Genomic DNA, 13986 nt, shown 5'->3' with positions numbered 1-13986 from the left:
AAGCACTTTATAGTGCTTTGGCCTTTTCAATATCTTGATATATTTTCTCAAATTTCTCTATGAACAGCTCTTTCTCCTCCAATATTGTTGGTAAGTAGCTTTTAAATAGGTGGCTTGCTCTTTGTCCCCACGCACCAGTTTCAAGTTGCTGATTGTACCAACGTTTTGCTTGGCTCCGATCAGATAGAATGACTTCTAATGGAAAGTCGCGGAAGCAAACTTGCTTGGTGTAATCTGGAAGTTTTGAACTCCAGAATGAGTCCGCATCTGCTAACGAATGTAGATAAGTTGCGAGCATCCCTTCCGGATTTAACGTGCCTGGTAGTGTAATAAAGTTTTTTAATCGCTTGTTCCTCAGGCTTTCCTCTGCATCACCATCTAATACAATGATAGAGTTAGGGAAAATAAAACTTGGGACTTTACGAGTGGCCATGTGGATATAGTTCTTACAGCCTAAGCTAACCTTAGAAAAGTCTAGTTTAAATTTGTTTCCGAGTAAGGCTTTAGTAAAATGAATACACTCTGGATCTTCAGTAAAAACCGTGATTTTTGGTTTTGGTTGTGGTTTGCCACCTAAAGAAACATTTAAGTTGTGTACGATCCTTTCATATTCCAGCGTATCATCGATCAAAATTTGTTTATCTTGTCTCTTGAGATATACGGTGTTGTAGAGTTTTGTTCTAGATTTCTTTAGTTTATCTGCCTTTTCCAAAAGCTGTAATGAATGTGTAGTCGCTACAAGTTGGATCTTAAGGTCTTTGCAGAATGTACCAAACTCTTCTAGGAGTTTTACTTGAGACCCTGGGTACAGTGTTGCATCTATTTCATCTATAGCTAATAACCCACCTTTATAAGCTTGTGGATACTTTTCTTTTAGCCTTTTAAATGAAAGAATTGCCAACAAAATCTTACCAATGTTGTCTTGGCCAGCCGAGTTTGTATTCCAGTCATAATCCTGCGTAGTGACGGCAAGAGTATCTTTATTAGGGCTGTTTACGTAATCAACCGATGATAGCTGCTCTGTTTGGTTTATCATTATTTTTTTGTAATGGTTCGAGAACCAAACTACTTCATCCGCTGTTAGGGCTACGGTGCTACTTGTAGACGTTTTCTTTTCGTCTTCTTCGCCAAGTGGTATTAAACGTTTTAGGCTCAGATAGATAACAGGTATTTGAATGTACCCACTGCCTGCTTGTCTGTTTGATTTCTTCCAAAAACGGATTTGATTACTTTTCTTATCCCTCAACATACTTTGCACCGTGAAGGGATCATCTTCTCCCTTTAAATAAATAGTCCACTCGTGCTCTTTGGGAAGATCAAAGGTAGGCGATAGCCGAAATTTATCTCTAAATCCAGAACGGAAACTATCCCCTGATAGCGGCTTTTCACCGTAAAGAGGATTTTCTTTGTCTGTTATTGTAAAAGGTTGTGAAATCATTCCAAGCAAAGTGCTTTTTTGAGTCCCGTTTTGACCCGCGATTAAGGTTACATACTCGCCCAATGTAAAAGTAGAATTTTTGAAACCTCGGAATTTTTCAATATGGAGCTTTTCTATAATCATTTAACTGGACTCAAAAGAGATAAAAAATAGGGTTAGTCAGCAACAAGAGGAGTCTCTCCTCCAAAGCTAGTAACCAAGATAGTCTAGCATTATGCCTTATTAAACAATGCTATAACTACCATTTTGAGTGTTGTTAATCATTTTTCTTATGTTTTGAGCACTAATAGCTTGTATTGCCTATCTGCATATTTAGGAACATTTCGAGTACTCATTTGTGCTCCTAGCAAGCGAAATGTGAACTGCTGACTATATAAATTTGCTGTGGAGTTGAGTTTCAACTTAATGGAAAAAGTTCCAATGAAACTCTTGCCTACACAAATAAATTAAAAAACAACCAATTGGGTTTTCATTTGTCCATTTACTGGATATACTCACAGTTAACTGTATAAAAAGACAGGTGACATATGAAGCCGTTAACGCCACGCCAACAACAAGTCTTCGATTTGATTAAAAGCAAAATCGAAGACACCGGAATGCCACCAACTCGTGCAGAGATTGCGCGTGAGCTTGGCTTCCGCTCTGCGAATGCCGCAGAAGAACACCTAAAAGCGCTTGCTCGTAAACAAGCGATTGAAATTATTCCAGGCGCATCTCGCGGGATCCGAATCCTACTTGAAGATGCGGCAAACGACGATCAAGGTCTGCCTTTGATTGGTCAAGTTGCTGCTGGTGAGCCGATTCTGGCTCAAGAGCATGTGGAGTCTCACTACCAAGTGGATCCTGCTATGTTCAAACCAAAAGCAGACTTCCTACTTCGCGTAAACGGCGAAAGTATGAAAGACATCGGTATTATGGACGGCGACTTGCTGGCTGTGCACAAAACCCAAGACGTGCGCGACGGTCAAGTTGTGGTTGCACGTGTTGATGATGATGTGACGGTGAAGCGTCTAGAGCGCAAAGGTTCTACGGTTCTGCTGCATGCAGAGAACGAAGAGTTTTCACCAATCCAAGTTGACCTAACGTCGCAACATCTGACGATTGAAGGTCTGGCGGTTGGCATCATCCGTAACACCGACTGGATGTAGGTTTTTACCTCAAGCATTCTAATAAAGCCCAGCGTTCTGCTGGGCTTTGTGTTTTCTGCACTTTCTATTCCATTTTTATTGTCTTCAAAGCATATTTCTTTTCTTCCGAGCATAGTTACGCTCGGCCTGATTCAGAGCGTTTGGTTGTTGCGTTAAAACTTGCAAGTGATATTGAGATTTATTATCATCTAATTCCATTTAACCATTTTCTTTTCGGCGCAAGGAAATGCCCATGTCCAAGCCTCAACATCACGTACCTAATCATCTGTTGAAACCGTTGTTTTTGCGCAGCCGCGAAAGCTTGGTCGATAACGGCTTGGTGTACGATCCGATCGCTGCAAAAGCGTGCTTGAGCTGCAAGATGGCACCAGATTGCATCAGTGGCGACGTCGATCAGAAGCAGCTGCTGCACGTGACTTTGACTCAGCTGTGCGATCAGCAGGTCAGTCACTTTCTTCAACAACACTCAGACGCTTGGATCATTAACGTTGGTGCGGGCTTAGATACGCGTTTCTACCGTTTGGACAATGGTCGTTGTCACTGGATTGAACTGGATGTCACCGAGAATCTGGTTTGGCGTCAGCGATTGTTTCATAAAAACGAACGCTACGAGCATCGTTGCGGCAGCGTAGAAGACATGGGTTGGTTAGATGAATTACGCATTCCAGAAAAAGCACCAGTATTGATTTTGTGTGAGATGGCTTTACTCGATTGTGATGAATCGCGCGTTGCGACTTTCATCCAAACTCTGGGTCGTCATTTTGTATCGGCAGAAGTGTGCATGGTACTAGCAGGTGACTTAACCGAAAGTAAATGGGGTCAGAAGCTCGGTTCAGACACGTACGCACATGGTTTTGAAGCTCCAGCACAACAAGTACTGCATTGGCTGCCATGGGCACAATGGGTCAAAGCCTTCTCGCCATTCGGCCGATTCTGCTCACGTTGGAAAGCATGGCAACGTTGGTTGAATAAGATCCCAATGTTGAAGCATCGCCTCACGCCAGTTCTCGTTCACATCAAGTGGTAATTGGCTAGGCACGAGGGTCTGTTTACCTTTTGCGGTTAAATTTTGTTCGAGATAAAAGCGTTTTAATCGCGACGATAGGCGGACGGCTAGTTGTTAGCCGCTTAGTCACTCTAAGCAATGACCTATCAACAAAGAGTAAAGCGCTTTTAGTGGGGGCGCCCAGCTCGAACCCTTGGGCAGCTTTGTGGCCTTCCTGTACTGAGTGGCTGCATTTCAAACTTTTTTCTTTTTTTGATTGAATAGTGAGAACCCACAAACAGCTGCAAAAATAAGCTCTAAAGGTCAACAGACCCTTAGTACTCAGGTACACTCGCTGATCTAAACAACGAGGTGCCTGTGACAAACTCTATCTTCTCTCCTTTATCGAATCCTCAAGTGCATCGCCAAGTGTTAGCGCTCGCTATCCCTATGGTGCTGTCGAATATTACTGTTCCACTCTTGGGGTTGGTTGACGCTGCGGTGATCGGTCACCTTGAACACGCTTGGTATCTGGGCGGCGTTGCATTGGGCAGTACCATGATCAGTGTGACGTTTTGGTTGCTTGGCTTCTTACGTATGTCGACTACTGGATTAGCGGCGCAGTCCTACGGTAGTGAGGACCGAAAACAACTCGCGTTGGTGTTTATGCAAGGCTCACTGATGGCACTGTTGTTTGCGTTAGTCTTCCTTATTGCCCATAATCCGATCGCAGATCTGATATTTGGTTGGAGTGATGCCAGTGCGGAAGTGAAGCACTATGGTATACAGTATTTTGCTATCCGTGTATGGAGCGCCCCCGCAGCGCTGATGAACTTTGTGTTGTTGGGCTGGCTACTCGGAACGCAAAACTCCAAAGCTCCAATGTGGATGGTGATCATCACCAACGTGACCAATATTGCGCTCGACTTACTGTTTGTTATTGGCTTAGGCTGGAAAGTAGAAGGCGCAGCGCTGGCATCGGTAATCGCTGATTACTCAGGCATGGCGTTTGGCTTGATGTGTGTGTGGAAAACATGGCGATCGCGTCAGTTGCCATCACCTAAGAGCCTGCTAACCGATACTCAACATGGGCTAGGGCGGGTCGTAAAACTCAATCGCGATATCTTCTTACGCTCGCTATGTTTACAAGCTACGTTTAGCTTTATGACTTTCCAAGGTGCGAGCTTTGGTGATGATGTGGTTGCGGCTAATGCGGTATTGATGAGTTTCTTGATGATGATTTCCTATGGCATGGACGGATTTGCCTATGCCATGGAGGCCATGGTTGGCAAAGCGATCGGTGCCAAAGACCGAGCGCAACTCAGTGCTTCGTTGATTGGTACTTTCTTCTGGAGTCTGATCATCTGTTTAGGTTTGACTGCGGTATTTGGTTTGGCGGGATCGCACTTGATCGCCATGATCACTTCGATTGAAGCGGTGCAGCAGCAAGCGTCGGTGTATCTGCCTTGGTTGGTGGTTATGCCATTGGCGTCGATGTGGTGCTTCCTGTTTGATGGCATCTTTGTTGGTGCCACTAAAGGTAAAGACATGCGAAACAGTATGTTCGTGGCGACTTGTTGTTTCTTTGCGATTTTCTTTTTGTTCTCTGGCTGGCAAAACCATGCGCTGTGGTTTGCGATGACCAGTTTCATGGCAATGCGAGGGATTGGACTCGGCGCTATTTTCTTCTATCAATGGCGCAAGGGTCGCTTTCTTGCCTAGTTACACATAAAAAAACAGCAGGTCGAAACCTGCTGTTTTTGCTTTTGGATCATGGCAACCCAATTGAATTAGAATAATCGGTTCAAACCGTTCAGTGCCGCTACGCGATACGCTTCTGCCATCGTCGGGTAGTTGAAGGTGGTATTGACGAAGTATTCAATCGTATTGGCTTCACCTTTTTGTTCCATGATGGCCTGACCGATGTGGATGATTTCCGCGGCGCGCTCACCAAAGCAGTGAATACCAAGAATCTCTTTGGTTTCGCGATGGAAGAGGATTTTCAAGCTGCCGATGTCTTTACCTGCAATCTGTGCACGAGCGAGATGCTTGAACGAAGAGCGTCCCACCTCGTAAGGCACTTTCGCCGCAGTCAGTTCTTGCTCGGTTTTACCCACTGAGCTGATTTCTGGAATGGTGTAGATACCCGTTGGGATGTCATCAATCAGATTGCCGTCAGCTTGTCCTTTAGTGATGGCTTGTGCCACGAAACGACCTTGGTCATACGCTGCACTCGCTAGGCTAGGGTAGCCAATCACATCACCGACTGCGTAGATGTGTTCCACTTCTGTACGGTAGTTACCATCTACTTTGAGTTGTCCGCGAGAATCACCTTCAAGTCCAACCGCAGGTAAGTTGAGTTTGTCTGTGTTACCCGTTCGACCGTTAGCATACAGTAGGCAATCGGCTTTCATCTTCTTACCTGATTGAAGATGCACGATAACACCATCTTCAGTGCCTTCGATTTTCTCGAATGTTTCATCGTTACGAATTACCACGCCACTGTTCCAGAAGTGGTAAGACAGTGCATCCGAGACCTCGTTATCTAGGAAAGAGAGCAGACGGTCGCGAGTGTTAATCAAGTCGGTCTTCACGCCTAAACCACGGAAGATTGAGGCGTATTCACAACCAATCACACCCGCACCGTAAATGATGATGTGGCGAGGGTCGTGTTTCAGGCTCAGGATAGAGTCGCTGTCGTAGATGCGTTCATGCAAAAAGTCGACGTCATTTGGTTGGTATGGACGAGATCCTGTCGCGATAACAAATTTATCCGCTGAGTACACTTCTTCTGTACCATCGCTTTGCATGACGGCGATGGAGTAGTTATCGATAAAGCGCGCAGTACCAAACAACAGTGTGCATGAATTGCGGTCATAAAAGCCCTGACGAAGTCGAGTTTGCTTATCAATGACCGATTTCGCATGACCTAAAATGTCAGAAAATGTTGCATGAAGGCTGGTGTTATTACGGCAGAATAATGGGTTGCTATTGAATTCGATGATACGGCTGACCGCATGACGCAATGCCTTGGATGGTATGGTTCCCCAGTGCGTACAACCGCCACCAACACTGCTTTCCTTTTCTACGATGGCAACATTCAGTCCGGCTTTGGTCAATCCCATTGCCGCCCCTTCACCGCCAGGGCCACTACCAATTACGATCACGTCATAGTGATTAGCATGCGCCATGATGTCTTCCTTGTTATATTTGCTTAACATTGCTGTAGCGGGATTTTAACTCATTTACTCTATTGGGAACACGCAATGCCTGCTAGAGAGTGGAAGTGATCACGCAGAATCGCCCAAAAGAACTAATTGGTATGCTGTATGTCTACTATTTGAAGCGAGACAATTGCAATTGGGTGCATGGCAATAGTAACGTGCTCGCCGCTTATCGGCAGATAACGTCGCTTTATACGTGGGTGCGATATGCGTTATATTGAAGCTCTCGTACCCAATAGAAAAAGAGCAAGTTAAAGAATGAAATCGATGGGAATCCGCGCGCAGCAAAAAGAAAAAACACGTCGATCGTTGATCGATGCGGCATTTAATCAACTCAGTGCGGATCGCAGCTTTTCCAATCTCAGCTTGCGTGAGGTTGCTCGAGAGGCAGGAATTGCACCGACTTCTTTTTATCGTCACTTCAAAGACATGGATGAGCTGGGCTTAACCATGGTTGATGAAGGTGGTTTGTTGTTGCGACAACTGATGCGTCAGGCGCGTCAGCGTATTGTCAAAGAAGGCAGTGTGATTCGAACTTCAGTTGAAACCTTCATGGAATTCATTGAAAGTAGTCCTAACGTTTTCCGCTTATTGTTGCGTGAGCGCTCCGGCACTTCCTCTGAATTTCGTACTGCCGTCGCTCGAGAAATTCAGCATTTTGCGGCAGAATTAACTGAGTACTTAATGAGCACCGGTATGACCAAAGAAGAGGCGTTCACTCAAGCAGAGGCGTCGGTTACTTTGGTGTTTAGCTCTGGTGCGGAAGCTTTAGATTTAGATCGACGCGAGCGCGATGAACTCGCCGAGCGATTGATCATGCAATTGCGAATGATAGCCAAAGGGGCCTATTGGTATCGCAAAGAACGTGAACGTAACCGATTAAAAGGCGGGATAGAATAATGTCGAATGGAAATAAATCTGAAAAGAAAACGCTGATTTTGGCACTGGTTGCAGGTATGTGTGGTGATGCTTTGTTGTCATGGTTGACCATGAGCGAAGTGTCTTTTTCAATCTTCCCTCTGATTGCACTCGTGCTAGCTGTACAGGCGCTGTACCAAGAATACCTTAACAACCCAGTATCAGAAGATATTCCACTTGTAGGTCTGGCGTGTTTCTTCGTTGGTGCATTTGGTCACTCTGCGTTTATTAAAGCGCAATACCCAGAAGCAGGTTCTAACTTCTTCGCAATTCTGGTTTCAATGATTCTCTTAGCGTGGATCGGTAAGAAACTGGGTTTCATGGAAAAGAAGACGACCGCTGAATAAGCAAAACGAATCCAACAAAAAAGCGAGCCATTGAGCTCGCTTTTTTTATGCCTGAGGCTGGTGGATTACGCTTTGCGTTCCAACAGTACACCTGCTTCCATGTGGTGTGTGTAAGGGAATTGGTCAAACAGTGCAAAACGCGTCACGTTGTGGGTTTCACATAGAATGTCCAAGTTCTCTTTTAGTGTCTCTGGGTTACAAGAGATGTACATGATGCGCTCGTAACCTTGCACCATCTTACAAGTGTCGACATCCATACCTGAACGCGGTGGATCGACAAAAATCGTGTTGCAGTTGTAGCTCTTCAGATCCACACCTGCATCTTGTAGGCGGCGGAATTCACGCTTACCTTCGATTGCTTGAGTAAACTCTTCTGCTGATAGACGTAGGATTTGTACGTTATCAATCTCGTTTGCTGCAATGTTGTATTGCGCAGAAACCACAGATGGCTTCGCTAGCTCTGTTGCGAGAACGCGATCGAAGTTTTGTGCCAGCGCCAGAGAGAAGTTACCGTTACCACAGTAAAGTTCTAGTAAGTCGCCAGTGCTTTCTTGAGCGCAGTCGACTGCCCATTCCAACATTTTCTCTGCGACTTTACCGTTCGGTTGAGTGAAGCTGTTTTCAACTTGTTGGTAGATGTAGCTTTGACCATTCACGTCTAGCTTCTCGATCACGTAGTCACGGTCTAGGACAATCTTCATTTTACGAGCACGACCAATGATGTTTAGGTTGAAGCCTTCATCATTCAAACGTTGCTTAAGGGCCTTTGCGTTTTCAATCCACTCTTCATCAAGTTGGCGATGGTAAAGCAGTGAAACCAGAATCTCACCGCTTAACGTCGATAGGAAATCCACTTGGAACAGTTTGCGACGTAGCGATTCGTTGTCTTTCATCGCTTCAACCAATAGTGGCATCAGGTCGTTGATCAGACGGCTTGCTGCTGGGAATTGGTCAACGCGGTATTTTTCACGAGTTTCTTGGTTGAACATGATGTAGTAAAGGTCTTCACCCTCATGCCAAACACGGAACTCAGCACGCATACGGTAGTGCTGCTCTGGTGATTCAAACACTTCCAGTTCTGGCACGTTGTATGGCGCGAACATATCAGTGAGACGTTCGACTTTTTTAGCCAGTTGTTCTTGGTAGCGTTGTGGATTTACATCAAGAGTAGCCATGATCTTACCTTTTATGGTGCATTCAATTTAAGAGCGCAGATTTTATTCAATCTCAATAGGATGTCCAGTTTTGTGCCCCAATTGATTTAAAGATAGTGTGTTCTGTGTCAGTTGAGGACGAAATGAACCAAAACGTTACAATTGTGAGGGCTAATATTGGCTGGACAAATAATCAATAGCTTAATAGTATTTGCCCCAAGCTGGTGCTCTCTAGCAATCTAGATGGCTGAAATGGGAATCTGGTGGAAATCCAGAACTGACGCGCAGCGGTAAAAGAGAACGAACGCTCATCAAGACACTGCATTAGTTTATGTGGGAAGTCGAGCAAGTAGGATGGTGTAACCTCGCTCTTAAGTCCGAATACCTGCCAGCAACTGAGCCACAGCACTGGACTGCTCAATACGAGTAGGGCTCAGTAGGAATTACGCGACTTAGGACAATACAATGAGAAAAACATTTCTTGCGATCACGTGTGCATCGCTGCTTTCACCTACCTTTTATTTACAGGCCCAAGAAGCCTCCGCAGACGAAACGGTTGTGGTTACTGCAAACCGATTCAAACAAGTTGACGGTGCGGTGCTCGCACAAACCGTTACGGTAACCAAAGAAGATATCAAACGCCTTCAGGCTGATAGCTTGTTTGATGTATTCCGAACTTTACCGAGTATCGAAGTTGCCCAATACGGCGGTCGTGGTCAAAGTGCTTCGCTGTTTGTTCGTGGTGGCAGTTCATCTCAGGTACTCGTTTTGGTTGATGGGGTTCGTATGCCTCGTGCAATCATGGGTGGTATCGACTTCAACCAATTTCCAATTAACTCTATTGAACGTGTCGACTACATTCGTGGTGCGCGTGCCTCTATTTATGGTTCGGAAGCGATTTCTGGTGTAATCAACATTATTACTCGTGCAGACATTGATAATGACGCGAGCCGTGTCTCGGCAGGGTATGGGTCGGAGAATCACAAGAAAGGCACGTTTGTTGTCTCTAAGCCCGTAGGTGACGGTAAACACTTTAAGGGTGTGCTCGGTTACGAGAAAACAGATGGTTTTAACGTTAAACCTCTACCGGGTGTGAACGATGGTGACGAGCACGGCTTTGAAACGCTCAACCTTAAACTAGGCTACCAACAAAACTTCTCTGAGAACTTATCTGGTTACGTTGGGTTGAGTGCTTACGACAATGAATATGACTACGACAATAGTAGCTATGGCAACCCAGCTTGGGGCACGGTTGATAAGCACGAAAAGAAAACCGGTGAAGTAGAATATGTCGGCGCCGACTTGTCGTTGGAATACAACAAAGACGTTTACTCATCTGAATTGAAGTTGGCTTATGGTCAACAAGACAACTACGACCACAAATCAGGTCAAAGCAAAACGGCGGGCGATCACGTTGCTATTGAGCAGTTCAATGCGATTTGGTTGAACTCGTACAGTGTTACCGAGGAGCTGAGTGTTGGCGGTGGTTTGGATTACCGCACAGAAAAACTCGCAAAGGGCTACATTGCACCAAGTGATTGGGGACCTTCTCAGAGTTACGATCCAGAAAAGAACCCAAGAACCAACTTCGGTGTTAGCGCTATTGCTCAATACGCTTATGATGTATGGACATTAGAGGCAAGCGTACGTAATGACGACAACAACCAGTTTGGTAACAATACTACGTGGCAAACTGCTGCGGGTTGGACGTTTTACGAAGGTTACGAGTTAACGCTGAGCCACGGTACCGCTTTTCGCGCGCCGAGTTTTGTTGACTTGTACTATCCGGGTTACGAAATGCCAAACCTAAAACCGGAAGAGTCAGAAAACACGGAGATCTCTGTCTCTGGAGGCGTATCAATTGTTGATTGGACGGTGACGGGTTACTACAACCAAATTGAAAACATGTTGATTTGGGAAGGCTCCGGCATGCAAAACGTCGGTGAAGCCGAGATCAAAGGCGTCGAACTAGAAGTGAAGCTCGATACAGATATCGTATCTCATGAGTTCTACCTAGATTATAAAGACTCTGTCGATAAATCTGGTGCAGAAGATACCCAGCTAGCATACCGCTCTAAGCGTGGTGCTAAGTGGAACGCTTACGCGACGTTTGACCAATGGACGTTGGGCTCGCAGTACCTTTACCAAGGTGAACGCTTTAATGGCAACACAAGACTGCCGAGTTACAGCCTATGGAACTTCACTGCGTCTTATGCGGTGAACCAAAACTGGGATGTGAATGCGAAACTAAGTAACGCTTTTGATAAAGATTACGAGATGTACACGGGTTACGCTACACCGGGTCGTCAGTACTTTGTCTCTGCGGATTACCGCTTCTAATTGATTCCAACAAGACCGCCACATCGGCGGTCTTTCTTATTGTGAGTCGGGTACGGGTGGAAATAGGTAACAAGGAAAATAGATGACAAAACCGAAACGTGTCGTGATCAGCTGGTCGAGTGGAAAAGACTCCACGTTAACGTTAGAGCGACTAAACGAAAATCCGCACTATCAGGTAGTTGGTTTGTACACCACCTATGTAGATGAAGAAGTGCCTTTCCAAGCAACCCCGCTTGAGGTCGTGCAAATGCAGGCTGATTTACTTGGCCTTCCGCTCATAACTATCGAACTGCCTGAAGTGTTTCCGAGTAACGACATTTATCAATCAACGATCGTTAATGCATTACAAAGCAGCGGACTGAATGTAGAAGCGGTCGCGTTTGGCGATATGTTCTGTAATGGCATTGCAGACTATCGTCGCAGCTATATTGAACCTGCCGGTTGGGAGTGCGTATTCCCATTACTGGGGGAAGAGAGCAAGGCATTGGCATTTGAAATTGTCGAGCGTGGTATTCAAACCATGTTAATTACCACCGATGGAGAGGTGTTGCCGCCCGAGTGGTGTGGACGTTGGTATGACAAAGCGCTGATTGAGTCATTGCCCGGTCATATTGATCCCTGCGGAGAAGATGGCGAATTCCATACATTGGTGACATCAACCCCGTCATTTCAAGGACATATAGAATTGACTAAGCTTGAAGTGGAAATAGGGGAGCGATTCAGCCATCAAAGATACCAAGCCAAAGCATTGCCAAAACAAATCTAACCAGTATGATCGCCGAGTCTCTAATTTGCAGGTAAGACTCGTGCGAACATCAAGTAAGAAAAAAGTCCTAGTGTTTGATTCCGGTGTCGGAGGGCTATCGGTCTTCCAAGAAATCCACCGACTTCTACCACACATGGATTACTTGTATCTGTTCGATAACGAAGCCTATCCGTATGGCGAACTCGATCAAGATGTGTTGATTGCTCGCGTTAATAAGCTGGTGGCAGCGTTGGTCGAAGAGCATCAAGCTGACATCGTCGTCATCGCCTGCAATACAGCAAGTACCATAGTGCTGCCATCACTGCGTGCGAATCTATCTATTCCAGTTGTCGGTGTGGTGCCTGCGATTAAGCCTGCCTCGTTACTCGCTTCTCAAGGTGTAGGACTCATTGCTACGCCTGCGACCGTAACTCGTCAATATACCCATGAACTTATCCGCGACTTTGCCCAAGGTAAACCAGTCGAGTTATTAGGCTCTACTCGATTAGTGGATATGGCAGAAGAAAAGCTACGTGGTGAAAGCATCTCTCTTCCAGAGCTGGAAAGCATTCTTCTCCCACTGCGTAATAAAGTGGACGTTGCAGTGCTAGGTTGTACTCACTTTCCTCTAATAAAAGACGAAATCCATCAAGCGTTAGGTGGAGAGGTTACGTTAGTTGATTCTGGTGAGGCCATTGCTCGTCGAGTAAAGGCATTACTAACAAGTGATATGAAGGAAGAGAGTAAAGAGGAGGGGAGCAAGAAGATTTATGCCAGTGCACCTCCTTGGCAAGAAGATGCACTGAATACCTGTTTGGCGAACTTAGGATTTAATCCTGTTCAGGTTTACCGCCATCCGGGTGTTTAGGGTCGTTAGCGATACGTACTTTAAGCGTACGATCCATATATTCCTTCTCATTGAGTTTAGCGATAGCAGGTTTTGCATCTGCCGCAGCCATCACTACAAAACCGAACCCTCTTCTTTTACCAGTGCGCTTATCTTTCATTAAGCGTACTGCGTAAACCTGACCATACTCAGCAAACAAATCACGAACGTGACTCTCATTTGCCTTATAAGGAAGGTTGCCGACATACAGCGTTTTAGTTGAAGGATCGGAATCCGAAGATTGAAGAACAGGTGTTTTGCTAGAAAGTGAAAAAAGAAAAGCAGTAGCGACAACACCGATAACAAAGCTCAAGGCAGGTGGCACAGGTAACTGAGAGAAGATGATTCCCCCAATGACCGCCAACCCAGCACACAAGATCAGATTTTTTTTAGACGTCATTTTGATTACTACATATAGATGATAAAGAGATTGGCTGCCTATTAACAAAATAGACACATGGATCTTACGTATATGGTTGGTGTTTTTCCAACCAATTGCTGTGATATGTCTCAAATGTGACGAAGAAATATGCAGATATTACGCATTTGATGGATAAGTAACCGCTTGGAATGTTTTTTTCAAAAAAAGGGTTGCGCTCATTTCTGGATTCCCTATACTGCGCATCCACCGACACGGAGTGAGACGAAAGTCACACAGCGAGTCGGGAAGAGAGAAAAAAGAATTTGAAAAAATGCTTGACTCTCAAATTGGGAAGCGTAAGATACGCACCCCTAACGACGAGGCGCTGAGGCGGTGAGTTAGTTAGAAAAGTTCTTTAAAAATATAGACCTATCAATCTG

12 protein-coding genes and 1 riboswitch are annotated in these 13986 nt (G+C 45.3%); of the genes, 8 read left to right on the top strand and 4 right to left on the bottom strand.

The window, feature by feature from the left end; all coding sequences use genetic code 11:
- Positions 1-7 precede the first annotated feature (7 nt).
- Positions 8-1561 (bottom strand): AAA family ATPase, encoded by a 1554-nt coding sequence (locus tag H735_RS15995; protein ID WP_020197124.1) that lies wholly within the window; start codon positions 1559-1561, stop codon positions 8-10.
- Between the two features lie 404 nt (positions 1562-1965).
- Between H735_RS15995 and lexA the strand changes: the two genes are divergently transcribed.
- The 3 genes from lexA (at position 1966) to dinF (ending at position 5293) form a co-directional block, all read left to right on the top strand.
- The gene (lexA, locus tag H735_RS15990; RefSeq protein ID WP_005438488.1) at positions 1966-2586 is read left to right on the top strand and encodes a transcriptional repressor LexA; all 621 of its coding nucleotides are present in this window, start codon (positions 1966-1968) and stop codon (positions 2584-2586) included.
- 232 nt (positions 2587-2818) lie between these two features.
- Positions 2819-3613 (top strand): class I SAM-dependent methyltransferase, encoded by a 795-nt coding sequence (locus tag H735_RS15985; RefSeq protein ID WP_020197122.1) that lies wholly within the window; start codon positions 2819-2821, stop codon positions 3611-3613.
- Between the two features lie 336 nt (positions 3614-3949).
- Positions 3950-5293, top strand: coding sequence for an MATE family efflux transporter DinF (gene dinF / locus H735_RS15980; protein WP_020197121.1), 1344 nt, complete (start codon positions 3950-3952; stop codon positions 5291-5293).
- 68 nt (positions 5294-5361) lie between these two features.
- Here dinF and sthA read toward each other — a convergent pair whose 3' ends face one another.
- Positions 5362-6792, bottom strand: coding sequence for a Si-specific NAD(P)(+) transhydrogenase (sthA, locus tag H735_RS15975; RefSeq protein WP_012126563.1), 1431 nt, complete (start codon positions 6790-6792; stop codon positions 5362-5364).
- A gap of 261 nt (positions 6793-7053) precedes the next feature.
- On the opposite strand from sthA, the gene fabR reads away from it, so the two are divergent.
- Together fabR and H735_RS15965 are read left to right on the top strand one after the other, a co-directional pair.
- A complete protein-coding gene (gene fabR / locus H735_RS15970; protein WP_005430912.1) occupies positions 7054-7695 on the top strand; it encodes an HTH-type transcriptional repressor FabR in 642 nt (213 codons plus the stop codon).
- Complete coding sequence (locus H735_RS15965) at positions 7695-8060, top strand: YijD family membrane protein (RefSeq protein ID WP_005430908.1); 366 nt, start codon at positions 7695-7697, stop codon at positions 8058-8060. The genes fabR and H735_RS15965 overlap by 1 nt, the downstream gene beginning before the upstream one ends.
- A 65-nt stretch (positions 8061-8125) precedes the next feature.
- On the opposite strand, the gene trmA is transcribed toward H735_RS15965, so the two are convergent.
- Positions 8126-9235 carry a tRNA (uridine(54)-C5)-methyltransferase TrmA gene (gene trmA / locus H735_RS15960; protein ID WP_020197120.1) on the bottom strand — a complete coding sequence of 370 codons (1110 nt, stop codon included), beginning with the start codon at positions 9233-9235 and terminating at the stop codon, positions 8126-8128.
- A 184-nt stretch (positions 9236-9419) separates the two neighbouring features.
- A riboswitch (cobalamin riboswitch) is annotated at positions 9420-9621 on the top strand.
- Between the two features lie 58 nt (positions 9622-9679).
- On the opposite strand from trmA, the gene H735_RS15955 reads away from it, so the two are divergent.
- The 3 genes from H735_RS15955 to murI all read left to right on the top strand — a co-directional run bounded on the left by H735_RS15955 (position 9680) and on the right by murI (position 13167).
- Positions 9680-11554 carry a TonB-dependent receptor domain-containing protein gene (locus tag H735_RS15955; RefSeq protein ID WP_020197119.1) on the top strand — a complete coding sequence of 625 codons (1875 nt, stop codon included), beginning with the start codon at positions 9680-9682 and terminating at the stop codon, positions 11552-11554.
- A gap of 82 nt (positions 11555-11636) precedes the next feature.
- Positions 11637-12320, top strand: a complete 684-nt coding sequence (locus H735_RS15950; protein ID WP_020197118.1) for a Dph6-related ATP pyrophosphatase — start codon at positions 11637-11639, stop codon at positions 12318-12320.
- 40 nt (positions 12321-12360) lie between these two features.
- Positions 12361-13167 carry a glutamate racemase gene (gene murI, locus H735_RS15945; RefSeq protein ID WP_027726784.1) on the top strand — a complete coding sequence of 269 codons (807 nt, stop codon included), beginning with the start codon at positions 12361-12363 and terminating at the stop codon, positions 13165-13167.
- Here murI and H735_RS15940 read toward each other — a convergent pair.
- Entirely contained in the window at positions 13130-13585 is a 456-nt protein-coding gene (locus H735_RS15940; protein ID WP_009705144.1) for an RNA-binding protein, read from the bottom strand. The genes murI and H735_RS15940 overlap by 38 nt on opposite strands.
- Positions 13586-13986 lie beyond the last annotated feature (401 nt).

Origin of the sequence: Vibrio owensii CAIM 1854 = LMG 25443 (assembly GCF_000817815.1) — a bacterium.
GTDB lineage: Bacteria > Pseudomonadota > Gammaproteobacteria > Enterobacterales > Vibrionaceae > Vibrio > Vibrio owensii.
The sequence above is the reverse complement of the archived record's forward strand: the minus strand, read 5'-3'. Positions and strand labels throughout refer to the sequence as shown.